This is a genomic window from Polymorphobacter multimanifer (assembly GCF_014205635.1).
Lineage (GTDB): Bacteria > Pseudomonadota > Alphaproteobacteria > Sphingomonadales > Sphingomonadaceae > Sandarakinorhabdus > Sandarakinorhabdus multimanifer.
On record NZ_JACIIV010000021.1, the window covers coordinates 1 to 25,905 of the forward strand.

Consider the following 25,905-nt stretch of genomic DNA (forward strand, 5'->3'; position numbering starts at 1 on the left):
ACCGCTTCGCTGTCCCAGGGGCGTCGAGCATCCCCAGTCTGCCCAGCCTCGTCAGGCTCGCTGCTGCCTAACGCCCGGCAATCTGCCCCGGTTACGATTCCGATGGCCTTAAACTCGTCGTCAACAATGACTGATATCCAGCGTCCTTTCGTGCTGCTGCGTAGCGGTGCCATCATCGATCTCGCGGCGCCTGACCCCGGCAGCTGGACTGACGAAGACCTTGCCGTCGGATTGTCACGTACCTTCCGCTGGGGTGGGCATTCGGCCTGGCCGCGCCCATTGTCAGTCGCACAGCATAGCCTCGCAGTGCATGCGATCAGTGAAGCGATGTTCGGACCGCTTACCCCGCAGGCCGCGCTTTACGAGTTGCTCCACGATGCCGAGGAAGGCCTGATTGGGTTTGACTGCATTGCGCCGCTCAAACCGTTTCTGGGCAAGCCATTTTCCGACATGTGCGAAAAGCTCAACCGCGCGGTCGCTTCACGCTACGGTCTCATGCCTTTGATGGAAGCTTCTTGGCGTTGCCACAAAAAGGCCGATCGGATCGCGGCGGCCAGTGAAGCACTTCATGTCGTCAAATGGTCGCGCTATGAAATCCGCACATCGCTCAGCATCGCCGAAACACCGCTCGAGACCGATCCCCTCGACACGAGCGAGTTCCTCCCCTGGGAGCCTTGGCCAAGCGAATACGCTGCTGCGCGCTGGCTGTCGGCGCTCGAGCATCAGTATCACCGGCTTTATTCCGCGACAGCTGTTTGCCGAGATCCATTGTGACAACCGTTGGTTCGCGAACCAGCCTCGAAGTCGAAGGTCGCGACCTCGTTGAATCGCTTCGCGGCAAATGGTCGAGCAATGGGAGCGGAGGGGGCGGCATGTGCTGCTGCCCGGCGCATAACGATACATCGCCGAGCCTGTCCGTCCGCGTCGGCGACCGCAGCCTTTTGTTTCATTGCTTCGCAGGCTGCGAAACCATTGACGTCATCCGCGCGCTGCGGCGCGGCGGTCAGGTCGGGAGGGACGGCCTTGGGGCAACCAACGAGGACCGACCCAAGAAAGCGTATACCGATAGCGGCATGGCGCTGCGCCTCTGGGACACAACCCATCCTGTCGCCGGCACGCTTGCCGAGGCCTATCTTGAGTACCGTGCCATCAGCATGCGCAGTGACCAGCTCCGCTTTCACCCCCGCGCGCAGCTCGGAAGCAAAGCTGACGCCCGGTTCTTGCCGGCACTGATTGCAGCCATTCGAGATGATTGCGGGCTTGTTGCCGTTCATCGGACGTTTCTGGATGAAAAAACAGGCTGGAAAGCAGACATTCGCGATCCGAAACGGCTGCTCGGCCGACCGGGCACCGGCGCAGTAAGGCTTCAGCCTGCCGGCGAAACGCTCGGCCTTGCCGAAGGCGTTGAGACTGCCATGTCGGCAAGCGAGCGACTTGGCTTCCCGGTCTGGGCCGTCGTTGGCAATGAACGGTTCGGGATCGTGTCGATACCGCCAATCGTGCGCCGACTGGTCATTTTACCCGACCCCGACAATGGCGGTCGCCGCGCCTGGCAGCTTGCCGCGCAAAGGTCGCGCGTTGCAAAAACGATCGAGTTGTTGCTGCCACCGCAGGCAGCTTCCAATGGCAAGGATGACTGGAATGCGATCGCCATGCGATTGAGAGGGGAGAAGGCAGCGGCCGATTGAGCCAGCCATGGTGGCAATGGCTCGACCGGAGACGACACCATGACCATCCAGATGATCCAGGCGCGCAATTGTACCTTGAGCAAACAAAACGTCCGCCTCACCGCGGTCGAAGTCGGGCTCCAGGCCCAGCTTCAGGCCGATATCGCCGCGCGCGGCGTCTTGCAGAACCTGATCGGCTTTGCGGTTCCCAAAAAGACCGGCAAGTTCGAAATCACTGCCGGCGGCCGTCGCCTGAGCAGCGTCCAGGCGCTGATTGCCGAAGGCGTGTTTCCCAAGGACTATGCCGTGCCGGTGCTGGTTCTCAACGACAGCAGCACGGCGGGCGAAACGAGCCTCGCCGAAAACTACCAGCGCCAGGCGATGAACCCGGCCGATGAATGCACGGCGTTTCGCCACTTCATCGAAGTTGATGGCGCGACGTGCGAAGACGTTGCCAAGCGCTTCGGCCTCACGGCGCGTTTCGTTGAAGGGCGCATCCGGCTTGCAAGCCTCGCAACAAATGTCTTCGAGGCGCTGCGCGATGGCAAGATCAGCCTCGATGCTGCCAAGGCCTATGGCACCACGACTGACATCGACCGGCAGGAAACGGTCTTTGCCCAGATGAGCAACAGCTATAATCGGCACGATGCCAACATCATCCGCCGGATGATGACCGATGAAACGATCAACAGCGATCATCGGCTCGCCAAACTGGTCGGTAGGGACGCCTATGTCGCTGCCGGCGGCCGCATCGAAAGCGACCTGTTCAGCGGGGATGAGGGCGAGATCTGGCTCGACAGCACACTTGTCGCAACTCTTGCCAACGAAAAGATGGAAGCAGCAGCGGCAGCAGTCGAAGGCTTTGGGACTGTCCTGACCGTCCTCGATGGCCGCCCGGCCTGGGACCAGACGCAATATCTGCGCCCGGTTCATACAGCGCCAGTCGAACTGACCGACGCTGAAAAGCAGCGCATCATCGAGATCGAAGCCGAGATCGATGTCATCGAGGAGCTGGCCGAGAATGAAGGCCTGAACGATGACGAGGATGCACGGTACGAGGCCCTGCGCGAAGAAGCCGACGCCATCGAGAACAAGACGGCCGAGGTTGATGCCGAAACCAAGGCGGTTGCAACAGCGTTTCTGGTGATCAGCGATGATGGGACGCCGAAGCTCTACGAGCGGGTGTTCATCGATCCGCAGACCACCCGCACCACAGCAGAAGATGGCTCGGTCGTCATTGGCAGAACCGAAGACGACGACAAGGACAGCGGCAAGCCGGTCATCGGCAAGGTGCTTCGCGATGAACTGGCCGTCCAGCGCACGCAGTTGCTGGCGCTGCACGTCGCCAATGACGCCGGCACTGCCATCGATCTGGCGATCTTCCTTCTCGCCGATCGCGAAACCAAGACCGGCTACGGCTACAACAGTGGCTCGACCCTTTCTGGCGGCTCGCCGGGCCGCGTGCCGTTCGGCTTCAAACCCGAAGGCGCGGCGATCGACGCACTCCAGACCTTCCATGGCGGTCTTCGCCATGGCTGGACCGAGCACAAGGACATCGGCACCCGCTTCGATGCCTTTCGCGCCCTCGACGCCGAACATCGCGGTGCCTGGGCGGGCTGGACGGTGGCACGCACCCTCGAGGCCACTTTGGTAGACGAGGTGAACGCGCCGCTTCACAACCTGCTTGGTCGCAATCTTGGCATCGACGTCGCTGCCTGGTGGCGCCCGACCGCGGCCAACTACTTCGGCCGGGTGCGCAAATCGGCGGTTCTCGAAACCCTCGAAGCCATCGGCGGCACCGAGCTGAAGAGCCGCTACGCCAATGCCAAGAAGGGCGACATCGCAGCCGCCGCCGAAAAGCTTTGCGCCGGCGCATCGATTGTCGAAGCCAAGATCAGGGAGGCCGCACTGGCCTGGGTCCCCGACGTCATGATGTTCACCACGGAGGCCGGGATTGCTGATGAGGCCGGCGAGCCGGGCGCCGATACCGAAGTCGAAGCCGGTACGGTGACCACGGATGATGCCGAAGGCGACGATCTCGAAAAAGCCGCCTGACCCGTTTCCTGAGCGTCCAGCTGGGGAGTCGTCGCGAGACGGCTCCCTTTTTCTAGGGCATATGACAATAGGCCTTGCAGCGGCAGGCGGCCTCGTTGCCGGCTTTGGCGTTATGACCGGCATGATCGTGGTCGATTGTGGCCAATGATGCTTGGCGACGCACCAAGGATGTAATACAATGTAGCATACCACTGGAGGATACGAAGATGACCCAACGTGAAGGTCTGGCAAGCGTCAACCTGGGCGCAACCAAGGCTATCGGCCAGCGGCTCGTGACTGAAGGAAGATTTGAAAATCTGTCCGAGGCGTGCCGGGCTGGCCTGCGGCGGCTCGAGGACGATGCCCGGGTCATCGACCGGCTCGTGTCGCTTGGGCAGGAAGGAATGGCGTCGGGTATCGACGAAAGTTTCGACGTCGACAGCTTTGTTGATGAAATGTCAGCCACGACGTGAAGCTGGCCTGGTCAAACCTGGCGCGACAGGAAATGCAGGCACTTCAGCGCTACTCGGTCGACAACTGGGGCGCCGTTGTGGCCCGCCGCTATCTTGAAGACGTTCGCGATGCAGCAAAATTAGCGGCGGAACACCCCGAACGAACAAAGCCGCTGCGGGGCCAATTTCGTATTCAGCGCGTGCGATCGCATTATCTTATCCTCGAAGTCGATCCCGCAGCGCAACGAGTGACGGTCGCGAGGATCCTGCACGGTGCAATGGATATCGAACGGCATCTGCCCGAGGCATAGCCAGCGAGTTCGTGTCCCCGCCCAAGGCGACGTTTATGATTACCTGAGCGCCATGCTCGAACAGACCGTCAGATGTGTCTGGCGTGTTTGGCAACGCGGCGGACACGAGGCGGCGCGCCCACAGATGGAATTCTGAGAGCAGAGAAGGCGGCAGCCTGTTGACCCGGCGATCCACAGCCCGGGCACGCCAGGAGACGCCCGATGACCATGCAGCTCGACCTCGTCCCGACAATCAACAGCACAGCGCGCAAAGCCGATCTCTTGATCAAGGTCGCCCAGCTGATCGCTGCCCGTCTGAAAGCCCGCACCGAAATCAGCCGCCGGGACCTGACCGGGTTCATGGAAAGCGCGTTCGGCACCAGCGATGCCAGCGGCGCATGGTCGATGCGTGATGCCTATGACGCCGCCGAGGTGGCACAGGTGCTGCTTCAACTCGCCGAGACGAGCGACGTATTCGCTCCCGCCAGCCCCCAATCCTCGCTCGGGGCGATCGAGGGCTTGAGCTACCTTTTGCCGACGCAGACCTACCGGTCCGAAACCCAGGTTGCCCTCCAGCAGTTTTCGACACCGGCGCCGCTCGCCTTTATCGCCGGCTTCGCTGCCCGGATGGGCAAGGGCGATACCGTCATCGAACCGTCCGCCGGAACGGGCCTGCTCGCTGTTCAAGCCGTTCTTGCCGGCGCCAATGTGCTGCTCAACGAACTCGACGACCAGCGTGCCGCCTTGCTCGCGCGCGTCTTCCAGCGGCTCAGCTTGACCCGCCACGATGCGGCGCAGATTCACGACCACATCCGCGAGCCAGTATCGGTCGTGCTGATGAACCCGCCCTATTCCAAATCCGCCGGGATCGGCGACGACGCCTTCGCCGGCGCCCGGCATTTGCGCGCTGCCTTGATGACGCTCGTCGATGGCGGGCGCTGCGTCGCCATCATGCCGTCATGGTTCTCGCCCGACGCCAGCGGCGCTGCTGGCTACGGCGCTGTCGCCAAGGTTGTGCCGCCGACCTTTGACATGCTTTGCGATGGCAAATTCTACGCCAAGCACGGCACGGGCATTACCGTGCGTATCCTGGTCTACGACAAAGGTCGTACAAGCGAGACCGTCCGCGCCGTCGCCACCCATTACAGCGAAGCGATGCACAAGATCGCCCTTGTTCCGGAGCGTCTGCCATTCGTTCTGCCTGCGACCAAAATGGCTCCGCACGTCGCTGTGACTCCGACGATCAAGCCCGCCGTCCGCAGCGCCAGCCTTCTGGCCTCGTCCGCGACGAAGAAGCCGATCGCCCCGCGCCCGCCGCAGCTTGACTTGAGCGGCGGCGATGCTTGCGAAATTCCCTATACCTCGCGCACCAAAATCCGCGCCAGCGCTGCCCCTGTCGGCATCTATGTGCCCTATCGTGTCGCCCGTATCGACTTCGAGAATGCAACCGACCACCCGACACCGCTGGTTGAATCGCTTGCCATGGCGTCGATCGCGCCGCCGCCGGCCAACTATCGCCCCAAGCTGCCACTCCTTGCTTCCCGCGCCCTGTCAGCAGCGCAACTCGAGACGCTGATCTATGCCGGCCAATCGTTCGAACGCGACCTGCCCGGACGCTACCAGGCGGATGAGCATGGCCTCCAACTGACCGAGCATGCCGAAGGTGCCGCCTATCGGGCGGGGTTCTTCCTCGGCGACGGCACCGGAGCCGGCAAGGGTCGCCAGGTCGCCGGTATCGTGATGGACCAATGGTCGAAGGGCAATCGCCGCCATGTCTGGGTCTCGAAATCCGCCGCCTTGCTCGAGGACGCCCGCCGCGATTGGGCGGCGCTCGGCGGCATCGGGATCGACATCCAGAGCCTGACCGATTGGGGGCTGGGTGATCCCGTCACCATGGATTGCGGCATCCTGTTCACGACCTATGCAACGCTGCGGTCGTCGCGCCCTGACAAAGGGAGCCGTCTTGACCAGATATTGAAATGGTTGGGGGCAGGGGACGCAGAAGTGCCGGAACTTGCACCCGCGTTCGAAGGCCTGATCGTCTTTGATGAAGCGCATGCCATGGCCAATGCCGCTGGTTCCGCCAGCACGCGCGGCCCGGTCAAGGGGTCCGAGCAGGGCATCTGCGGCGTCCGCCTCCAGCATCTGCTGCCGCGCGCCCGCATCCTCTACGTCTCGGCGACAGGCGCGACCGACATCGCCAACCTTGCTTATGCGACCCGCCTTGGCTTGTGGGGCACCGGCACTGCGTTCGAATCCCGCGAGATCTTCATGACGCAGATGCGGGAAGGCGGCATGGCAGCAATGGAACTCGTTGCCCGCGACCTGAAGGCGCTCGGCCTCTACACCTCCCGCGCGCTGTCGTTCGAGGGCGTCGAATACGACATCCTCGATCACCAGCTGACGCCGGCGCAGATCAGCATTTACGATACTTATTGCGACGCCTGGGAGATTATCCACCAGAACCTCGATATCATCCTCGAGGCCACCAACGTCGTCGACGCCATGTCGGGCAAGACCCTCAACGGTAATGCCAAGGGTGCGGCGCTCTCCCGGTTCGAAAGCACCAAGCAGCGCTTCTTCGGCCAGATGCTGACCGCGATGAAGCTGCCAAGCCTGATCCCCGCGATTGAGGCCGACCTTGCCCGCGGCGATGCCGTTGTCATCCAGCTTGTCTCGACCGCCGAAGCCATGCTCGGGCGGCGCCTGGCCGACCTGTCGCCCGAGGAACGCGCCTCGCTCGATATCGAGCTGTCCCCGCGTGAATATGTGATCGACTATCTGACCAACGCCTTTCCAACCCGCGCCATGGAGATCTACACCGACGCCGAAGGCTTCCTGCGCTCGCGCCCGGCGCATGACGAGGATGGCAATCCGCTGATCAGCAGCGAGGCGGTTGCTGCGCGTGACCGGCTGATCGAACAGCTTTGCGCCCTGCCGGCAGTCTCGGCCGCGCTCGATGAAATCATCAAGCACTTCAGTGCCGACATGGTCGCCGAGGTCACCGGGCGCACCAAGCGCCTCATCACCGACCGCAATGGCAACCAGAAGCTCGAAAGCCGCAGCCCCCGCACCAATCTGGCGGAAACCTCGGCATTCATGGACGGCGCCAAGCGCATCATCGTATTTTCGGACGCCGGCGGCACCGGGCGCAGCTACCATGCCGACAAGGGCGCCCGGAACCAGGCGCGGCGCATCCATTATCTGCTCGAGCCGGGCTGGCGGGCCGATGCTGCCATCCAGGGGCTTGGCCGCTCGCACCGGACCCATCAAGCCTCAGCACCGCTGTTCCGGCCGGTCACCACCGATGTGAAAGGCGAGAAGCGCTTCATCTCGACAATCGCGCGCCGCCTCGACAGCCTTGGCGCCCTGACCCGCGGCCAGCGTCAGACCGGCGGCCAAAACCTGTTCAATGCGGCCGACAATCTCGAAAGCGCCCATGCCAAGGAAGCGCTGAACCGCTGGTATCACCTCCTCTACGAAAAGAAGCTGACCAGCATCGACTTCGCGACGTTCGAGCGGAAGTCGGGGCTGAAGCTAACGGACGTGGACGGCGGCGGCTTGAAAGACGATCTGCCGCCGATCCAGCGCTGGCTTAACCGCCTGCTCGCCTTCCCAATCGCGCTGCAGAACGCCGTGTTCGACGAGTATCTCGGGCTCGTCGAGGCCCGCATCGATGCGCTGCGCGAAGCTGGCAAGCTCGATGTCGGCGTCGAGACGATCGTTGCCGAACGCATGGTCGAGATCGAACGCCATCTGCTTCGGCGCGATGTTGATACCGGTGCCGAAAGCCACCTGCTCCGCCTCGAGATGCACTTTCGTCCGCGCATCCTGTCATTCGAGCGGATGATGGCAACAAGCGGGACACGCCGCGGTGTCCGCTGGCTCCGCAACGGCCGGTCCCACATGGTCGCAGCGGCTGTGCCAGGCGTCAGCGTCATGGCTGACGACGGTGCCGTGCTGCCGGTCGAGCATCTGATCCGGCCGACTAAAGCCGAGCGCATCAAACGGTCGACCCTCGAAGAAAGCCACTGGGAGGAAATCGAGCTCGGCATGTTCGAGCCGCTCTGGCACGCCGAAGCAGCTGCCGCCGCTGAACGCATGGAGATCGAGACGATCAACATCGCCACCGGGCTCTTGCTGCCGATCTGGAACAAGCTGCCCCGCGACGAGGTGCGCGTCTGGCGCATTGCCGACAAAGCTGGTCAATCGTGGCTCGGCCGCATCGTTCCCGACGCCGACCTTGGCGAACTTTCGACCAAGCTCGGCATCGCCATCAAGATCGATGTCGATCCAGAGGTGCTCGTGAAATCTGCCATCGCACAAGGCCGCAAGGTCGACCTGCCAGGCACGGAGATGTCGATCTGGCCCTCACTGGTCAACGGCAGCCGCCGCATCGAGCTGAAGGGGTTCGCGCCCGAGAAGCTCGATTGGTACAAATCGCTCGGCGGCTTCACCGAGATCATCTCCTACAAGACCCGATTGTTCCTGCCGGCGGACAGGGCAGCCGGGATTATATCGACGGTCATTGACCGCGACGCGCCGCACCAGTTGGCCGCGGCATAATACCGACAAAACTATCGCGCGGCACCAATTCGTATGATAAAGTATGCACACATTTGGAGATGTCCCATGTCGACGATTGAACGCCTGACGATCACCGTGCCCGCCGAAATGGCGGCAACGGTCCGCAATGCCGTAGAAGCCGGCGACTATGCCTCGACGAGCGAAGTGGTGCGCGAAGCCTTGCGGGACTGGACGCGCCTTCATGACACCGAGCGTCGTGAACTGGAGACGCTACGGGAAGCTATCCGTGTCGGTCTGGACAGTGGCCCGGGCATCCCGGCCGACCAGGTGTATGCCGAGCTGCACGCTATCATCGCCGAACGCCGGGCAGCGCAAATCTAAAGAATCCGGACAGCGGCAACCTCCATGAAACGCCTCGTCTACCTGCCTGCGGCGCTTGCCGACTTGAAGGCGATCACATTGTTCATTGCCGATGATAATCCCGATCGCGCAATCAGTTTCGTCGATGAACTCCAGAGCACCGCTGCTGAAACCGCCCGGCGACCGGCAAGCTTTCCGGCGCGCGACGACCTTGCGCCGGGTCTTCGCGCGGCTCGTCACGGTCGATACCTGATCTTCTTTCAGGAGATCGCCGATCAGATCCAGATCGTCCGCGTCCTGCACGGCGCCAGAGACTTACAGCGGTTATTCAACGGCTGATGAAGGACATCTGAAGGGATCACCCAGAGGACAGCAGGCGATCAGCGGTCAGCGCCGCCGCCCCTGTTGGTAAAAAACGCCAGGCGGGTTCACCGAGATAATCTCCTAAAAGACCCGGTCATCCCGGCTACCGGATAAGACTGCAAACATCGTCGGTGTTGTCATTGGATTGTACGAACTGGAGCTGGCGGCCGCATAGGCTTGCTACCAAGCACGCCCTCATGTAGAAACATATCTACTTATACGGAGGCGCATGTCATGAGCGTAACCACAGTATCGAGCCGCGAGTTCAACCAGGATGCAAGCGGCGCCAAGCGAGCCGCGCAAAATGGCCCGGTTTTCATTACCGATCGCGGCAGGCCGGCGCACGTCCTGTTGACCATCGACGATTATCGCCGCCTGTCAGCCTCGGCCGGCAGCATCGTCGAGCTTCTCGGGATGTCAGGAACAGAACCTATCGAGTTCGAGCCGCAGCGCCTGGAGGGCGAACTCTATCGTCCGGCCGACCTTTCCTGATGTATCTGCTCGATACCAACGTCGTTTCGGAATTGCGCAAAGCCACATCAGGACGCGCCAATGCCAATGTCGTTGCCTGGGCCGCCAGCGTGGCGGTCCCGATGCTGTTCATCTCGAGCATCACCATCCTCGAAATCGAAATCGGCATTTTGCAGATCGAACGCAAAGACCCTGCCCAAGGCACCCTCCTGCGAGGCTGGCTCGAGAACAATGTCCTCACAGCTTTCGATGGCCGGATTATCGCGTTCGACACAGCGGCAGCGCGCCGTTGTGCAGCCTTGCATGTTCCTGACCGAAGGTCGGACCGGGACGCAATGATCGCTGCGACCGCGCTTGTTCACGGTATGCAGGTCGTCACGCGAAACACGGCAGACTTCGAGGCTACGGGCGTTGAACTCATCAATCCCTGGGAGATGAACGGATAGGTTTTCGGGTGTGATGAAAGCGGATTTTGCGAGGCATATCCGCTCAAGAAAACACGATCAGAGGAAAGACGGTGGTGGGCAAGCAGCCCGGCCAATCCGGCGGGCTAAGCCCAAGGAGCCCCGTCATGCCCTCTCCCAAGAGCCGATTTGCCGCAAGATCTCGTGCCGACACGGTCTCGCCGGCACGGATCATCACCGATGCGATCATCAAACGCCTCGAGGAAGGCACAAGCCCATGGCGGCGGCCTTGGACAACCGCGTGCGATATCACCAGGCCGATGCGTGCCTGTGGCAAGCCTTATCGCGGCATCAACGTCATCTGGCTGTGGTGCGTCGCAGAAGAACGCGGCTTTTCGATGCCGACGTGGATGACCTACCGGCAAGCGACCGAACTGGGCGGCCAGGTCCGCAAGGGCGAGAAGTCTACAATCGCGGTCTTCTACAAGTCCTATGGCAAGACCGAACAGGACCCGGCCACCGGCGAGGAGCAGCGCTCGCAACGCCGCGTGATGAAGACCTACAACGTTTTCAACGTCTGCCAGATCGACGGCCTTCCCGATCGCTATGCGACGCCGCCGGTGCCGCGTGCCATTCCCGACGAAGAACACCGCGAGACAATCGACGCATTCATTGCAGCATCAGGCGCGACGATCATCAGCGGCGGGTCGCGCGCGTGCTACATTCCCAGTCAAGATGTCATTCACATGCCGCACTGGCAGGACTTCGAAAGCTATGCCCAATATGGTGCTGTCGCCGGGCATGAACTGAGCCACTGGACAGGCCATTCGTCGAGACTCGACCGCAAGATCAGCAACGGCTTCGGGTCGGAAGACTATGCGAGGGAAGAACTTTTAGCAGAGATTTCAAGCGCTTATATAGGCGCTGAACTCGGATTACCTGTAACACATCTGGATAATCACGCCAGCTACATCGCGTCCTGGATCAAGATCCTGAAGGACGATGAGAAGGCGCTGCTGTCAGCCGCCGCCAAGGCTGAAGCTGCCGCTGGCTACCTGTTGACGCGAGCAGAACAGAACATGAACGATGCTGCCGAAATCGAGGAAGATTTCGACGACGCTTTGCCCATCGCAGCCTGAAAGGTTCAAAGCCACGGCGCCCAGAAAGTCACCTCCGGCGCCGCCTTAGGCAGAAAAGCTCGCCCGCTTTATCGAGAGCATCATCAGCCAGTCCGACGAAAGGATTCAACTCGTGGACGAGGACCTCGTCACCGGCGCCGTCATCGTCCTGTTCGAAGACGGATCGCGGTTCACCATCACCGTCGTGCAAGGCGACTGATCGGGAGGGGAGGGGGCGACCTGCGAGCGCCCTCAACCCGCAACCAGGAGACCTTTCATGAGCTACGATACCGCGTTTCGCTTCCAGCAAGCCGTCGACCCATCGGCACTGAGCACGCTTACCAGCGCTGTCCACGGCCTGTCTGCCGCCATCGAAGATTGCCGCCGGTCTGGCAACGCCGCCGAGACCGACCCCGCTGTCTTGATGCTGGCACGACACCTTGGCGCCGTTGCCACCGCAAACGGCCGCTCCGATGCAGCGCTCCGCCAGGATTGCATGGAAGCCATCAGCGACCTTCGCCGCAAGCCGATGCTGGTTACCCTGGCCTACCGCGGTGTCGCTTACGACGCCGACGCCAAAAAGGCCTTCCACTCGGAAGGCCGGAAGGCACTCAGCCGGCTTGCCGAAGCGCTCGGGTTTGAGCGCAGTGAATTCGACATCAGGTCGAGCCCCGGTGGCATTGCCGTGTCGGGCGAGATCATCCTGCACAGCGACGAGCTTTACGTCTCCATGTCGTGCGGCGGCTTCTCGCAAAATGGCGAGATCATGTACCGCCGCTGTAATGGCCGCCGCGACTATTCCGGGATGCGGAACCACTACGCCGGCATCCGGGAACTGACCAAGCCCGGGGTGTTCGCGGCCAGGCTGTGCCGGGACCTTGGCCTTGCTGTGCCTGTCTCCGACGATCGCCTCGTCGCCTGACCAGCACGCCATCTCCAGCATTCAGCATTCAGCATTCAATCGAGAAAGGACTTTTCGTGACCGACACAATCCACCCGGCAGCATTGCTGCAAATCACGTCGACGACGACGAGCGCTCACATTGCTGACCGCGTCGTCAATTTTCTGGCGGCAACCGATGCGGCACTCGAAAGCACCATCGCGTTCAACAAGACCGCCATCTTTCCCGCGCTTGCCGCCGCCAGCATCGCCTGTGTCACCATCGAATATGATGGCGGCGGCGATGAGGGCAATCTTGAACCCCCGCAAGCCTTTGACGCCGACAATCAGCCGCTCGAGTTCCCGGACACAAAGGTCGCGATCGTCACGCTTGGTTTCGACAACCTCACCCAGAACGAGGAAACCCATGCCCTGCGTGATGCCATCGAATCTGCTGCCTGCGCCCTTCTCGAAACCACCCATGGTGGCTGGGAGGACAATGAAGGCGCCTGCGGATTGATCACTTTCGCTGTTGCCAGCCAAACGATCACGCTCGAGCACCGATCGCGATTTGTCGATTACGACACCTCGGAACGCGCGTTCTGAGCCATGTCACACTGCTATTATCATTCGATCTCGAGCGTCCGCCAATGGGGCGGCAACCCCGAAGATTACCAGGTCCTCCACGACTGGTTCGACCAGAGCAAGGCGCACATCGGCGATCTCCGACACCGGGCACTGCGGCACCATACCGAGGGCATCTTCATGCTGGAGGCGATCTTTGGCACCACGCTCACCAACAGCGATGGCCGGATCGTGCCGGTCAGGCTGATCGGTGAGCAGCATGTCCGTGAAGACCTCGGACGTATCCCCAGCTTTGCCGATTGGGCCCGGGCGCTGCGCGTCGAACCCTGGATGACAAAGGGGCAGCGGCTTTCGCAGCAATTCGACGCGAGCGATTCCCAATAACCGGACAGAGGGAAGGTGGCAGCGCCGCATCGAACCATCTCGTTCGACAAGAGGATCAGCACCATGACCGTTCATGCCATCAACGCCAGCGTCGACCCGGGCCTCATCGGCAAGGTAACGCGGCTGTTCAATCAGACCGAAGCCGACATCGCGACCGAGCTGCTGCAGAACGCGCGGCGTGCAGGCGCAACCCGAGTGGTGGTGACAACCACCCAGCACAGCCACCACAGCGCAACACTGACCATTGCCGACGATGGCCGCGGTATCGAAGACCCGACCAAGCTGCTCCGCCTGGGCGCATCCGGGTGGGACAAGAACACGATGCGCAGCGAAGACCCCGCCGGCATGGGCGTGTTCAGTCTCGCCGGTCGCCGAGTCCGCGTCACGACACGCAGCACAAGCAGCCCTGGCTGGTCAGCCATCATTGAGGGCGCTGACTGGACATCGGGGCGCGACATCGAAGTGCATGGCTGCGTGCGCGGCAATGGCACGACGTTCACCGTCGAGATTTCTGCCGGTCGTATCGACGACGCCTGCAAGGCTATCGCCGCCAGCGCCCGCTACTATCCGATCGAGGTCGAATTGAACGGCACCGTGCTGGAACGCCTCGACTTCCTCGACGGCGCCGAAACCATCGCAGCGTTCGAAGGCCTGCGGATCGGCGTCTTCAACACGCCCGATCGCTACGGCGTGTTCCGGTCATCGATAAACTTTTACGGCCTCACCGTCGAGCACAAGCTGCCGATGGTAAAGGAGATCGACTCCGACAAAATCTGGTGCACGAAGATCGACATTGTCGATTGCCCGGAACTCCAGCTGACGCTGCCCGCCCGCAAGGAAATCGTCGCAACCAGGTTCCTCGGGGACCTCGATCGCGCCGTCGAGGAGGCCATTTACCGGGCCATCGCAAAACGCGGCCAGCACCGGCTTGCCTATGAGGACTGGTGCCGCGCCAAGGTCCTGGGGTTCGATCTGGCACCGGCCGCCGAGGGACTGACCGGCTTTGTGGCGATCACTGCCGACCCGGCGCTGGCCGACTACAAGGAACGGATAACGCGCACCGGGGATGATCTCGTCGTCATCAAGACCATGGGCACTGCCGATGAGCAGAGCCTGTCCCGCGCCCTTGCCGTATCGAACACCGCCCTCTCAGAGCGCCTCGTGCGCGCCGAAGCACGACTTGCCGGCTATGATTGGTACGACAGGCTCGCCTGCGTCGACACCTTGCGCTTCGTCATCAAGCAAGGGTCGTCTATCTACGTCGATACACTTTGCGGCGATCTGCTCAACCTCGAACATCCTGCCGTCGACGCGATCGCGGCCGAACTCAGCGTCAACGAGCAGGGGCTTGAACAGGTCTATCAGCTGGGCACCGACATGCTGCTGCAAACCGACGACAACTGGGACCTCGAAGACGCCAGCATCGCTGTCGTCAGGGGGTTTGGGTCGGCCACATGCAAGCTCACCCCCGGCATCCTCGCAGACTATCTAGATGCTGCTTACTTCTGCCATTCTGACGACCGGGACTGCGACAGCTTTGATACCCAGCTGCGCTACTGGCGGAGCCAAAGCATCATCCTCGCGACTTCGCTGCTGCAGGGCGCCGAGGCAGCAACGGTTGCGAGCATCGAAGCAGCGTTCCACGAAAACCTGCGCTGGTTGATCCCTGCAGATCGCGTCTTGCGGCTCGAGCATGGCCCGAGCGGCACGACCATCGTCCTTGAACCACTAGACGCAGCCGACACCGCTGCGCCGTCAGTCTGAAGGGGGTCCCGCCATGCGTATCTCAGGGCTTGCTGTCCTTTCGCCAAGGCACCTGCCGCCAGCGGAATTGCGCACCATCGAACGGCTGATCAGGTCGGCGCCGATCACCGATGGACGTCCTGCAATCGATTTCCACGGCATCGCTGTTGAGGCACATCGCTACGGCTTCTTCCTGAACACGGCGCTTGTTCTGGAAGATGACCGACCGGTCGACGTCTCCGACACGCTTTGGGCGATCCTCGAAGCGGCCGAGCGTCAGGGCTGTGACTGGCTGCTCATTGATCGTGACGAACCAGTGTGCACCGAATTGCCGCTGCTCAGTTGATCAGAGCCGAGGCGGCATAGCCAGGGCGGGCAGCCGGCCGCGAAGAGAGTCCCCTTCGTCCCCTGCGGGTTCGTCGGCGAGAGGTGAGCCCTGACCGAAACCCCGATGCTCGGGAAGGCTCGGCGGTCCCCCCAATTTTGCGGTGGCCGCGTCGGCGCAAACGCTGCCGCCGGCACCACAAAATCGGCTCCCCCACCGCCCGGAGGCGCAGCTTCGCTGCGGCGCATCCCGACCACCGTTGCCCCGGTCATTTTGGGCTCACGCCGACGGATTTCCCGCAGGTGTAACTCAGGAGACCTTCAATGCAGACCAGTCTTGCCGCCCAGCTTATCGCGCTCGGCCTTGAAAATCTGAACGTCCGCGATGCCGAATCCGGCACACAGGAAATCCCCTCCGACGATGCAATGTGCCAGACCGTCACCGCTTGCTGGAACGATCTCTTTGGCCTGTTCGCGGACACGCCAATGGAGCGTGCCGGCGAAGACCTCGCCTGGGGGTTCGTCAACATCTTCCACAAGGCCGCCGAGAAACAGGAACGCCTGCTTGATGATGCGACCGACCAGATCCGTCTGGCAATCGCTGAAGACGACCAGAGCGAAATCGCCTCGAGCAACCTGGAAGAAGCCATCGAAAAGGCACGCAAAGCCGAAGCGGCAATGCAGGCCTTCCAGACGATGCGGGAAGAAGCTGCCATGCTCTACTGCAGCGAAACCACCCACAGCTGGCGTCCGTTCAGCGGCGCGCGCAACGCCAAGGGGGTCACTTCGGCGATGGTCGAAGGCCGCGCCTACATCAAGGCTCGCTCCGACACCAAGCGCGCCCAGGCAATGCCACAAGGCACACCGGTGGTGTTCAGCGGGGGACGCATGAAGATCGATGCGGCCGACGCAACCGAATTTGCCGACAACCTCTTCCGCACCCTCGACCGGGTTCGCGAGCGCGTTGGTGACATGGTTCTCGTCCATGGCGGCGACAGCAAGGGCATTGACCGCTTTGCCGCAGGCTGGGCCGAACGTCACAAGATCTCGCAGGTCATCTTCAACCTCGACATGCGGCTCGGGCAGCGCGCCGGGTTCAAGCGCAACGAGCAGTTCCTCAGCCTCAACCCGCGCTACGTCATCGCCTATCCGGGCAACGGCGTCCTCGAGCGCCTCGTCATCGACGCCAAGCAGCGCCGGATCAACGTGGTCGACCGCCGCGGGCCTCTTGGAACCCCGCCCGCGCAGGCTGCTGCCAAGGCCGCCTGACGCGCATCGCCGGCATCGACCTCCGGGTCGGTGCCGGCTCTTTTTTGAACCTCATCACCTTTACGGAGAACAGCGGTGTACAACCCCTTCATGGACCAGAGGCACCTGGCCCGGTTCGCGGTGCGACAGGCATATCAAACGGGCAATGTCTGTCATGTCGTTGCCACAGGCGAGCCGATCGCGCCTTTCACCGTCATCGATGATCACGCGCTATTCGCGCTTGCCGATCAGGTCGACCCGCGTGACGTGATGTTCAGTGCAGACCCCTTTGCCGATGCCGTGGCGTGACGGGCGCCCTGAACGTCCGGAAGTCCATCAGAGGAAAGCAGGCGCTGGCTTTACGCCGGCGCAGACCCGCCCGGCTGCGAGGAGACAGACCATGGGCTGGACAACGGACATCGACCTGCCAAGAGGATCGACCCTCAAAGCCGAGGTCGACAAGCTGCTGACTTTCGAGAACGGCGAACATCGCAGCAAGGTGCTGGCATCCTCAATCGTCAGCTCGACCTATTATGCCGCCGTCGAGCAGCACGGCATCAATGGCTATCACGCCATCTTTGCCGCCGTCATCCTGACCAGCACAGCCAAGAACCGCTACGGAGACCGCAGCTGGGGTTACAAGGATATGAGCGAAGACATGGGGCCGTATCGGTATGATTGCCCGGCACGCATCCTCGATTTTTTGACACCGACCGACAACGAAAGCGCCCTGAAATGGCGCGCGTCATGCCGCGAGGCACTCCATCGAAAATCGAAGTGCAAGACGCTGAAGGCAGGGATGGTCATCAAGCTGCATCACCCGATGAAGTTCACCGATGGCGCCGAAATCGACACCTTCAAGGTCGTCGAACGGCTGTTCACGCGCGGGTTCGCCTTCGATCACGGCGGCCGGCTCTACAAGCCGAGCAAGGCCGCGCTGGTCGCAACCGGCTACGACGTCATGACAGGCTGATCGGCCGCGCAGCGAAAAGGGAAGATGGCAGCGGGCGAGTGGTCAATGCCGACCGATCGAAAGGATCACCGCCATGCGCGTCATCGTCATAAATCCATGGGACCAGAGCGTCACCGAAGCCGAGCATAACGGCCATTACAAAGACTATTACCGACTGCTGTCCGGCCCAACCCTCGAAGGCCTGCCCGATGCCGAGATCAATTGCTTCGACATCGCCCAGATCGGCGACCCCAACGGTCATATCATGTTCGTTGACGACGAAGGGCTCTACAGCGACCCGCAGGCGTATTTCACGCTCGGCGCCGGCGGCAATGTCTTTGCTGGACGCGGTGTCATCGCATGTGGTGGCCAGGGCGAGGATGAAACCGGCGCGACATTGGCCGTCGAAGAGGTCAGCGCCGCGATCAAATGGGTTCCGATCGGTGCTCAGATCTACCCGGGGCAACCGGTCATCGAGAGTTTCGACAGCTTCGAGGCGATGATCGCCAAACTCGGCGAAGACGCGGCCAGACGCACCCCGATGATCTGAACGCTATCAATCTTCCTGAGTAGGGCCGACTGCCATCGCAGCCGGTCCTTCTCTGATTCAACTGAATTAAAACAACGCGGGCCTGACCGCGCCCGGGCTGAATTCAGATCAGACGCACTTGATCGATACAATTCGGCCAAACCCCTCCGGCTCCACAGCGACGACTCGCGATTTGATCTTCTTATGGATCTGATCGATCAGAAAACGCTGCAACATGTCGACCAGGCCAGCGCGCTTCAGCGATATGGCAATCGCTGGCATAGTTGGCAGTTCGGCTGCGCGCCGGACCATACGCTCGGCATCCGCCGCCAGAACAAGCGCGATGGCGCCGACAATTGGCGACAGGGATTGAGGATCGACCACCGGGCGAGCGTGGTGAAGTTCGACATCGACCATCTCGGCGTAAAGCGTCCACTTATCATCCGTGATCTCGATGCGCCTCGACAGCACGACGCTAACCCCACAACAATCGACGGCACCAGCATCAACAGCAACGACAAGCAACAACGAACGACCATCGATGCCACCGCGCTTCAACGCCTCTGGCACCCACGGAAAGTCGTTCTGCTTGTAGCCATCGGCGAAAACACGAAGGTTCCACGGGTAAGCCGCAAAGACGCGGCGCGCATCCTTGGTCCAGCCTCTGAATATCGATGACGGACAAACTTCACCCCAATCCTGGAAACCGGGAACCCAGCGACCATCCATCGGCCGTAGTGCTCCAGGCGTAAGGTCCACCGAGTGCGGCGCTGGCCCGATACCGGCAGACCTGCCTGGCGATTGAGGATGGCGCTCAAGAATAGGGTCATCAACCCGCCCGCCGCGACGCCGATCAAAGATAAGCCGACAAGGCACAGCCAACGCTTCAAGATCAAGCAAATCGTCCTCGACGCCCGCGAGCAAGGGATGACGTTTCAGCCCGAACAGGCTGCGCTCCCGGAGCCAGGCTTCCTTTTCCCACCAATAGCGCAAAGACGGAAGGTCAGCCCCCGCTCTGTCGAAACGGTCTTCAACGCGAGCCTGATAGGCGTCATAGTCGTCGTCATCGGGCACGTTGCGCGAACAAATCATCGCAAGATCGATATCGCCAACTGTCTCTGCACGGCGCAAAACACTCCCGAACAGCCAGATCTCATCAACGAAGGAAAATCCGTCAGAGTCGGCGTTAATGATCTCCGCACGACAGAGCAGCTGCTCCAATATCACATCCGCCCTGGCGATCGGCGTCCGGGGCTTGGCCTTCGCTCGCGCCATATGGTCGCCTGCATCGGTCCGTTTCAGGCTCGCCTGATCAATAAGTCCACGATCGAGGCACTCTTCGAACACAATCGCACCATCGCGGCGATTTGCGAACACGCTCTTCAGATCGACGAGATTGCCGGGATTTTCTGTCCGAGCATAGCTGCGGAGCGCCTGCTTGAATATCGCTGGCCGGTAACCAGCGATGGTATCGTTGCGATCAAGCGTTAGCCCCATGACAGTCTACGAGCCGGAATCTGGACAGGCGGCATGATCACCATCAGCACCCGACTTCACTGACGTGCGCCAAGCGGCAGAAGAATGAAAAGCGTTGCCAGCCCCGAAGCAAGGCTCAAACCTTGTCGACGGCCGGCGGCTGAACAAACGCATGGCCGCAAAAACAGCACCTTGAGTCATGGCCAGACTATCGCGTGTCCGATACCATTCCCCACCAGTAAGTTGCTCGATATCGGAAAGGACAACACCCAACATTTCGAAAAGCCTGTCGTGCGGCTGAGACGACGGCGACACGCTATTTGTTCGCGATAGTTCGAGCCTTTTTTCAATCTCCTGGGTGAAAGAACAGCCGCTCTTGGCCGCTGAATCCTGGAGGTGCTTCAGCAAGTTTGCATCAAGCCTGACGCTTATCGGTGCGCGTTTGACGTCCGTTCCGTGTCGTGGCCGACCCATCACGCGCTCCTTTCCGAGGATAGATTTATCCCACAAGGACGAAATGCGGACAAGCACAACTTTGGGCGCCTCGGCCGTCCCCGGCCGACCGAGCTCTACTCGCTACACTCCCCGAGCCAGCTTCGCTGTCTCGGCCCTGCGGGTCACGATCCCATGGCGCACCAGCTTGCCGCCGCGGTGCGGGGCTGACGGCCACTCCAACGACTTTTCGGAGAGGGCATATTGTTGGGCGCGGGCAGCAACCAGCCCCTGGAATGCTGGTGACGCCATCAAATGTAAGCAGCGTAGAACGGACCGCCGCCCTGGGGCGGCAGATAACATTGAATGACGCTCCGAAGCGGCCGCAACCCGTTGGGCCTGCTCCAAGCGGCAACCCCGGCGGGACGCCGCTCGAGGGTGACGAGGATCAATTGAACACCGTCTCCACGTCCGCGCCTCTCGACCATTGCCTCCGCGCATCCCTGCAAGAGCCTTGGTTTCGGCAGGCGCCACCGGCTCCGGGGCCGGTCGAAAGAACCTCGTCGGCAGATCCGACGCCCAAGCAGCACCGTCACGGCCAGTCCACTGGCGAAAAGGCAACCATGCACCGGCTTTGCAACCCGGCGAGACGGTCGGCGCAGTCGCCAAGGCCAAAGCTGGCGCAGCGCCTTCGGCCGGTCAGTGGAGCCGGCGCCTTGAAGCACGAGGTGGCAACCGGGACGGCGACCTGGCGCACAGGCCAGACCGGCCAAGGGTCAGTACCGACATTGCCTGATCGAACGAGAACGGGACAAAATGGCCATCGGAAAACTTCTCCTGCGAGCCACTTAAACGGCCGGGCCTTCCCCGAACGACCGGCATTCCTAAGTCGTGGAATGGCAGCCATGCAACCTTCATAATCGGGGCCGTGTTGCCGGTGCGCGTCTTCGCTTCGCTCGCCGCACCGGCTGCCCGCACCACCCCGCGATTTTAAAGGTTTCCCGCGCGCGTCATCGTCTCCACGAATTTGTGGAGACGCGCGCGGTGCACGGCCACCATCCCACGCCTCTTTACGGAGCCTGTCGCCGGGAAAGGCCCGGCGTCATAAGCTCAGGAGAACACCAATGACCAATATCGTCGTACTCGTCGGCAACGTCGGCGCAGACCCCATCGCCCGGATGACCCAGGGCGGCACCAGCATCACCTCCCTCTCGGTCGCCACCTCGCGCCGCTTCAAGAACAGCTCCGGCGAAACCACCGAACAGACCGAATGGCACCGCATCACCTGCTTCAACGGCCTCGGCAAGATCTGCGCCGACTATGTCCGCAAGGGCATGAAGGTCTCGGTGCAGGGCCGCCTCCACTACACCAAGTGGACCGACCAGGACGGCACCGACCGCTACGGCGTCGAAATCTATGCCGACGAGGTCAACTTCCTCACCAAGGCCCCGCAGGCCCAGGAGGAAGCGCCCGCCGAAACCAAGGCTCCCGCCAAGGGACGCGGCAAGAAGGCGCCGGTCGAACAGGATCTCGAACTGGCAGACGACATTCCGTTCTGACCCCGACACACGCCCCGGCGGGCTTCGCCCGCCGGGGTTTTGTCATGTCTCCGCAGAGACACAAAGCGCCCACGAAGCGGTTTATCGGTGCTGCGGGCGCAAGCTGCTGCCGGGTCCAATGTTGATCTGTGCAGAATTGCACATGATCGCGATGATGAAGTGACGTGCCGACTTTCCTCGCTGAATTCCAGTTTGGAGTGGCTGTGACGCTCTGTGTCGTTTGAGGATTTGAGCAACAGGCTTGGCTGCTGATCGAGAATGATAATGCGAAAACCAGTCCGGGCGCCTCGGCCGCACGCGGCCGACCGGGCTCTACTCGCCTTGCTCCCCGAGCCAGCTGACGCTGTCTCGGCCCTTCGGGTTACGATCCCATGGCGCGCCCAAGAATATGACACGACGCCGTCCCTGCACTGGCTTGGCGGCGTGCGTCTAAAAATGACGAGAGGGGAGGAGGCCGGCACCGGGTGACGATCCCGTCACGACCGGAGAACCACCATGCCGCAATACGACACTCTGCGCGAAGTCGCGATTCTGCCCTGCCTGCACCACGACCTCAGCGTCGAGGATGAGCGGCTCGAGGCCAATGCACCCAGCTTCGGGCTCGAACACGTGCGGCCCAACGCGATGCTCGGCCGCGTGCTCGGCTTTCTCAATGTCTCGAAGCCGAAGTTTTTCGCGCTCGTCGAGGCGCACAAAGGCGTCAAGCTGGCCTCGGGCAAGGCTCATGGCACCAGCGCCGGCCCATGGCGCTATCGCCCCGAGGATGCCCCGGCATGGCGCGCCCTGAAGGTTCCGCACGACCCGTCGATCCCGCAGCTGCTCGCCGACGACGAAATCGTCGAAATCTTCGACAATGCGAGCTATGGCGGCCAACTGGCGATCGCCAGCATGGTCGACGCCAACTTCTGCCTGCCAAAAGCTCCCTATCCGGCGCTCCGTCTGACCGGCCGCTTCCAGATCGGCATCATCGATTATATCTGCGGGTCGGGCCACACCGTTACCTGGGACGGCGAACTGACCGTCGACATGCGCGACGGCCAGGCCGGCGACCCGATGGGATACGCCTTCAACGACGTTTGCGACTTCACGATCTCGTACTTCCGGTTCGCGATGATCGCACGCGGCGACCTTCCCGCCGGAACCCGCTGGCAGGCTTCGCGCACCCCGCGTCTTGCAGCCGCTGCATGAGCGCGCTGCAGATCCACAGCGGCCCGGTGATTTGCAACCGTCCGGGCTGCGACCGCGAATGGGCGACAGACCCCATCCTGGCCGTCAGCTGCCCCGACTGCCGTGCCGGCGTCGGGGTACGCTGCAAAAGGCCGTCAGGGCACAGCGGGCCGTTCGTTGATGCCCACGCCTCCCGCGACCTCGAGGCCGACCGGCAAGGCGCCTATGGCGCTTGCCCGCTCGGCCTTTGCGGTATCGGCAACCTTTCGGCTGCCCAGCGGCCGGCGCAACAGGCTTTGCTGCTATGATCCGAGCAAAGTTCGACGGAATCGAGGATGCCCAGATCGAGGCCTTGATGGCGTTTCGCGCGCGGCATGGCCGCTTTTGGAAGGCTGCGCTGCTGACGGCCTGGATGAATGGCAGCGATGCGAGCGAGCCGGGCGGCAGCGCGCTGCGGCGCTTGCGCAACTGTAGCGGGCCAACGTGGCTCGACACGCTGCGACCGAAAGACCTCGCTGCCGAGAGGGACCGGCGCAGCCAGGCCCATAGCATCGACGTCGTCCTGCGATAGGGCGGCGATGACCGAGCTTGTATAATTATAAAATTATACTTATATCGGCTCATGGATGATGCCGACTTTGAATGGGACGAGGCCAAGGACCTTTCGAACCAGAAAAAGCACCGCATTAGCTTTGAAGACGCAGCCAGAGTGTTTGGCGACTCGCTCATGGTGTTGTTCCCTGACGGGGAGACGGACGGAGAGGAACGATGGCGGGCCTTCGGCCAAGTTGGCGGCGTTGCGGTCATCATGGTGGCGCACACATATCGCAATCGTGACGGCCATGAGAAAATCCGCATTATTTCGGCCCGAGTGGCAACCCGGCATGAAAGGCAAGCATATGAACGAGAAAATGGTTAGCAAGAAGCTGGAAGATCTGCCCCCGCTCACCGAGGCCGATCGTGAACGGCTTGCTGTGCTTGCAGCACGGCCCGACAGCGAGATCGATCTCAGCGACATGCCGGAGTTGACGGAAGAGGACTGGAAAACCGCGGTCCGTGGCAAGCACTATCGCCCCGTAAAAGCGCAAATCACTGCACATCTCGACAAGGATGTTCTCGCCTGGCTGAAAGCCGACGGACGTGGATATCAAACCCGTATGAACGCCATCCTGCGTCGCGAAATGCTCCAGTCGCGCGCATCGAACCAACAGCAGTGAGGGCTGCAGCAGCAACATCCCTCATATAGGTTTTCGTTCCACTGCTACCGCGGCCCCAATGCTTTCATGCTGCGTTCGCCAGCATCGCGCGATAGACATCGCGCTTGGCGTCGAGAACCACCAGCTGCTCAGCTTCGACAACGTGCCAGAACGTCCAGCCATTGCATGTGGCAGCTCCCATCGCAGCGGCCCCGACCTGATGGATCGAGCCGCACTGGTCGCCCATGGCGACCGTGCCGTCGGCTCGCACCAGCGCCTCGCCCCGACGGGCGGGCGCATGAAGCATTGACCCCGGCCGGACGATGCCGGCCTCGACGAGAGCGCCAAACGGAATCCGCGCTTCACCGCGCCTGCCCTGGCTTACAGCCAAGGCGCCGCCAGCAAGCGGCAGCAGCCCAGCGATGCGCTCCTCGGCTATCGCTGCATACACACAATCCTCCTCGATACCGATCCAGTGGCGGCCGAGCAGTTTGGCCACGGCACCTGTTGTGCCTGTGCCAAAGAACGGGTCAACGACAACGTCACCCGGCGCGGAGCAGGCAAGCAGAATGCGATACAAAAGCGCCTCGGGCTTTTGCGTCGGATGCGCCTTCGCGCCCCTGCGCTTCAGTCGCTCATTGCCGCCGCATATCGGAATCAACCAGTCCGATCGCATCTGCAAATCATCATTCATGGCCTTCATGGCATGATAGTTGAAACGGTACTTTGACCGCTCCGACCGGGCAGCCCAGATCAGCGTTTCATGGGCATTGGTAAACCGCGTACCCCGAAAGTTGGGCATCGGATTGCACTTGCGCCAAATGATATCGTTGAGCACCCAGAAGCCAGCATCCTGAAGTGCCGCGCCAACCCGAAAGACATTGTGATAGCTGCCGATGGCCCAGATGGTGCCATCGGGTTTGAGGATACGGCGAGCAGCCTTCAGCCACGCGCGCGTGAACGCATCATAGCTCTCAAAGCCGTCGAACAAATCCCATTCTTCACTGACGCCGGCGACCATGCCGCCCTCCGGGCGCTGCAGGTCGCGGCGCAGCTGAAGATTATATGGCGGGTCAGCGAAAACCACGTCCGCGCAGCCTTCCGGCAGCGCGTTCATCGCAGCGATACAATCGCCGACAATGACGCGATCGAGCGCAAGATGCCCGGAGGATTTGACCCTCGGCACCGGCTACGCCGCGCCAGGTCTGGGTGATAACGGAAGCGCAGTCGTCACGGCAGGGTCGGCGCCCATGCAGCAGATCAAATGCGCTTGAAGAATCTCGAGCAAGATCTCTGCATCCCTGACCGCATCGACCGGGTCGCGCTCGATCGCCGACAGTACCGAATCCCGAAGCCAATAACTGCATGAACGCCCCGCCGTGATTTCGGCAAAGCGGCGCTGGAGTACCGCGACGGGATCGCTAACCGACATGATCGGTCGCCAAGGCAGGAGCGGCAGTGGCAGGCGATTTCCGACCCGAAGCCGGCGGCATCAGCAGCGCCATTGCGCCGTCGAAGCCATGTTTCAAAACGGCAGCCATGACGTCCGAAACCTGCACCGGATCAAGGGCAAGATCAGCGGCCTTCAGTACCGCCTCGCCAAGTTCGATCGCCGCGTCCCTGCGCGCGTCACGCTCCCGATTGTCGAACGCCTCCCGCTCAGCACGCAGCCGGGCAAGGGCCTTCACACTCGTCGATTTTACAGCAGCCATAAGTCAGGTCTCCGCGCATCAATGGTGCGAGCG

At 61.9% G+C, this 25,905-nt stretch carries 31 protein-coding genes; 26 read left to right on the top strand and 5 right to left on the bottom strand.

The genetic code is table 11. The features are described 5' to 3' along the window. The first annotated feature begins 126 nt into the window (after positions 1-126). The 20 genes from FHS79_RS13635 (at position 127) to FHS79_RS13730 (ending at position 18,351) form a co-directional block, all read left to right on the top strand. Positions 127-774 carry a phosphohydrolase gene (locus FHS79_RS13635; RefSeq protein ID WP_184201149.1) on the top strand — a complete coding sequence of 216 codons (648 nt, stop codon included), beginning with the start codon at positions 127-129 and terminating at the stop codon, positions 772-774. After that, positions 771-1,688, top strand: a complete 918-nt coding sequence (locus FHS79_RS19345) for a DUF7146 domain-containing protein (RefSeq protein WP_184201152.1) — start codon at positions 771-773, stop codon at positions 1,686-1,688. The genes FHS79_RS13635 and FHS79_RS19345 overlap by 4 nt, the downstream gene beginning before the upstream one ends. Positions 1,689-1,727: 39 nt before the next feature. Further along, positions 1,728-3,722, top strand: coding sequence for a ParB/RepB/Spo0J family partition protein (locus tag FHS79_RS13645; protein WP_184201155.1), 1,995 nt, complete (start codon positions 1,728-1,730; stop codon positions 3,720-3,722). A gap of 206 nt (positions 3,723-3,928) precedes the next feature. Continuing rightward, a complete protein-coding gene (locus FHS79_RS13650; protein WP_184201158.1) occupies positions 3,929-4,174 on the top strand; it encodes a ribbon-helix-helix domain-containing protein in 246 nt (81 codons plus the stop codon). Beyond that, positions 4,171-4,464 carry a type II toxin-antitoxin system RelE/ParE family toxin gene (locus FHS79_RS13655; RefSeq protein ID WP_184201161.1) on the top strand — a complete coding sequence of 98 codons (294 nt, stop codon included), beginning with the start codon at positions 4,171-4,173 and terminating at the stop codon, positions 4,462-4,464. The genes FHS79_RS13650 and FHS79_RS13655 overlap by 4 nt, the downstream gene beginning before the upstream one ends. A 201-nt stretch (positions 4,465-4,665) precedes the next feature. Next, positions 4,666-9,009: a strawberry notch-like NTP hydrolase domain-containing protein gene (locus tag FHS79_RS13660; protein WP_243452892.1), complete on the top strand. Its 4,344-nt coding sequence runs from the start codon at positions 4,666-4,668 to the stop codon at positions 9,007-9,009. A 66-nt stretch (positions 9,010-9,075) separates the two neighbouring features. Next, positions 9,076-9,351 carry a type II toxin-antitoxin system ParD family antitoxin gene (locus FHS79_RS13665; RefSeq protein WP_184201164.1) on the top strand — a complete coding sequence of 92 codons (276 nt, stop codon included), beginning with the start codon at positions 9,076-9,078 and terminating at the stop codon, positions 9,349-9,351. A 24-nt stretch (positions 9,352-9,375) separates the two neighbouring features. Beyond that, the gene (locus tag FHS79_RS13670) at positions 9,376-9,669 is read left to right on the top strand and encodes a type II toxin-antitoxin system RelE/ParE family toxin (protein WP_184201168.1); all 294 of its coding nucleotides are present in this window, start codon (positions 9,376-9,378) and stop codon (positions 9,667-9,669) included. Positions 9,670-9,927: 258 nt separating this feature from the next. After that, a complete protein-coding gene (locus tag FHS79_RS13675; protein ID WP_184201171.1) occupies positions 9,928-10,185 on the top strand; it encodes a type II toxin-antitoxin system Phd/YefM family antitoxin in 258 nt (85 codons plus the stop codon). Further along, a complete protein-coding gene (locus FHS79_RS13680; protein ID WP_184201174.1) occupies positions 10,185-10,610 on the top strand; it encodes a type II toxin-antitoxin system VapC family toxin in 426 nt (141 codons plus the stop codon). Before FHS79_RS13675 ends, FHS79_RS13680 begins: the two co-directional genes overlap by 1 nt. A gap of 125 nt (positions 10,611-10,735) precedes the next feature. Then, positions 10,736-11,707: an ArdC family protein gene (locus FHS79_RS13685; RefSeq protein ID WP_184201177.1), complete on the top strand. Its 972-nt coding sequence runs from the start codon at positions 10,736-10,738 to the stop codon at positions 11,705-11,707. A gap of 256 nt (positions 11,708-11,963) precedes the next feature. Further along, on the top strand, positions 11,964-12,608 hold the full coding sequence (locus tag FHS79_RS13690; RefSeq protein WP_184201180.1) for a hypothetical protein: 645 nt from the start codon (positions 11,964-11,966) through the stop codon (positions 12,606-12,608). Positions 12,609-12,664: 56 nt separating this feature from the next. Further along, positions 12,665-13,171, top strand: coding sequence for a DUF6878 family protein (locus FHS79_RS13695; RefSeq protein WP_184201183.1), 507 nt, complete (start codon positions 12,665-12,667; stop codon positions 13,169-13,171). 3 nt (positions 13,172-13,174) lie between these two features. After that, on the top strand, positions 13,175-13,534 hold the full coding sequence (locus FHS79_RS13700) for a DUF6915 family protein (protein ID WP_184201186.1): 360 nt from the start codon (positions 13,175-13,177) through the stop codon (positions 13,532-13,534). Positions 13,535-13,597: 63 nt separating this feature from the next. Beyond that, positions 13,598-15,298, top strand: coding sequence for an ATP-binding protein (locus FHS79_RS13705; protein ID WP_184201189.1), 1,701 nt, complete (start codon positions 13,598-13,600; stop codon positions 15,296-15,298). A gap of 13 nt (positions 15,299-15,311) precedes the next feature. Then, positions 15,312-15,623, top strand: a complete 312-nt coding sequence (locus FHS79_RS13710; protein WP_188945108.1) for a DUF5983 family protein — start codon at positions 15,312-15,314, stop codon at positions 15,621-15,623. 302 nt (positions 15,624-15,925) lie between these two features. Further along, entirely contained in the window at positions 15,926-16,870 is a 945-nt protein-coding gene (locus FHS79_RS13715; protein ID WP_184201194.1) for a DUF2493 domain-containing protein, read from the top strand. 90 nt (positions 16,871-16,960) lie between these two features. Continuing rightward, a complete protein-coding gene (locus FHS79_RS13720; protein ID WP_184201197.1) occupies positions 16,961-17,158 on the top strand; it encodes a hypothetical protein in 198 nt (65 codons plus the stop codon). Further along, positions 17,145-17,822, top strand: coding sequence for a DUF6927 domain-containing protein (locus FHS79_RS13725; RefSeq protein ID WP_373289701.1), 678 nt, complete (start codon positions 17,145-17,147; stop codon positions 17,820-17,822). Before FHS79_RS13720 ends, FHS79_RS13725 begins: the two co-directional genes overlap by 14 nt. A 73-nt stretch (positions 17,823-17,895) precedes the next feature. Next, the gene (locus FHS79_RS13730; RefSeq protein WP_184201203.1) at positions 17,896-18,351 is read left to right on the top strand and encodes a hypothetical protein; all 456 of its coding nucleotides are present in this window, start codon (positions 17,896-17,898) and stop codon (positions 18,349-18,351) included. A 108-nt stretch (positions 18,352-18,459) separates the two neighbouring features. Here FHS79_RS13730 and FHS79_RS13735 read toward each other — a convergent pair whose 3' ends face one another. Beyond that, positions 18,460-19,827 carry a hypothetical protein gene (locus FHS79_RS13735; RefSeq protein WP_184201206.1) on the bottom strand — a complete coding sequence of 456 codons (1,368 nt, stop codon included), beginning with the start codon at positions 19,825-19,827 and terminating at the stop codon, positions 18,460-18,462. Positions 19,828-19,833: 6 nt separating this feature from the next. After that, positions 19,834-20,214, bottom strand: a complete 381-nt coding sequence (locus FHS79_RS13740; protein ID WP_184201209.1) for a hypothetical protein — start codon at positions 20,212-20,214, stop codon at positions 19,834-19,836. 1,148 nt (positions 20,215-21,362) lie between these two features. Between FHS79_RS13740 and FHS79_RS13745 the strand changes: the two genes are divergently transcribed. The 6 genes from FHS79_RS13745 to FHS79_RS13770 all read left to right on the top strand — a co-directional run bounded on the left by FHS79_RS13745 (position 21,363) and on the right by FHS79_RS13770 (position 24,181). Continuing rightward, positions 21,363-21,797 (top strand): single-stranded DNA-binding protein, encoded by a 435-nt coding sequence (locus tag FHS79_RS13745; protein ID WP_184201211.1) that lies wholly within the window; start codon positions 21,363-21,365, stop codon positions 21,795-21,797. A 495-nt stretch (positions 21,798-22,292) separates the two neighbouring features. After that, positions 22,293-22,985 carry a hypothetical protein gene (locus FHS79_RS13750; RefSeq protein ID WP_184201214.1) on the top strand — a complete coding sequence of 231 codons (693 nt, stop codon included), beginning with the start codon at positions 22,293-22,295 and terminating at the stop codon, positions 22,983-22,985. Next, positions 22,982-23,272 carry a zinc finger domain-containing protein gene (locus FHS79_RS13755; protein ID WP_184201217.1) on the top strand — a complete coding sequence of 97 codons (291 nt, stop codon included), beginning with the start codon at positions 22,982-22,984 and terminating at the stop codon, positions 23,270-23,272. Before FHS79_RS13750 ends, FHS79_RS13755 begins: the two co-directional genes overlap by 4 nt. Then, complete coding sequence (locus FHS79_RS13760; protein WP_184201220.1) at positions 23,269-23,535, top strand: hypothetical protein; 267 nt, start codon at positions 23,269-23,271, stop codon at positions 23,533-23,535. The genes FHS79_RS13755 and FHS79_RS13760 overlap by 4 nt, the downstream gene beginning before the upstream one ends. 51 nt (positions 23,536-23,586) lie before the next feature. Further along, a complete protein-coding gene (locus FHS79_RS13765; RefSeq protein WP_184201223.1) occupies positions 23,587-23,883 on the top strand; it encodes a BrnT family toxin in 297 nt (98 codons plus the stop codon). Beyond that, positions 23,864-24,181, top strand: a complete 318-nt coding sequence (locus FHS79_RS13770; protein ID WP_184201226.1) for a BrnA antitoxin family protein — start codon at positions 23,864-23,866, stop codon at positions 24,179-24,181. The genes FHS79_RS13765 and FHS79_RS13770 overlap by 20 nt, the downstream gene beginning before the upstream one ends. A 64-nt stretch (positions 24,182-24,245) precedes the next feature. Here FHS79_RS13770 and FHS79_RS13775 read toward each other — a convergent pair whose 3' ends face one another. From FHS79_RS13775 to FHS79_RS13785, 3 genes are all read right to left on the bottom strand, one after another. Continuing rightward, positions 24,246-25,277 carry a site-specific DNA-methyltransferase gene (locus FHS79_RS13775; RefSeq protein WP_184201229.1) on the bottom strand — a complete coding sequence of 344 codons (1,032 nt, stop codon included), beginning with the start codon at positions 25,275-25,277 and terminating at the stop codon, positions 24,246-24,248. 72 nt (positions 25,278-25,349) lie between these two features. Next, positions 25,350-25,592, bottom strand: a complete 243-nt coding sequence (locus tag FHS79_RS13780) for a hypothetical protein (RefSeq protein WP_184201232.1) — start codon at positions 25,590-25,592, stop codon at positions 25,350-25,352. Then, a complete protein-coding gene (locus FHS79_RS13785; protein WP_184201235.1) occupies positions 25,582-25,872 on the bottom strand; it encodes a DUF6437 family protein in 291 nt (96 codons plus the stop codon). Before FHS79_RS13785 ends, FHS79_RS13780 begins: the two co-directional genes overlap by 11 nt. Positions 25,873-25,905: the final 33 nt, after the last annotated feature.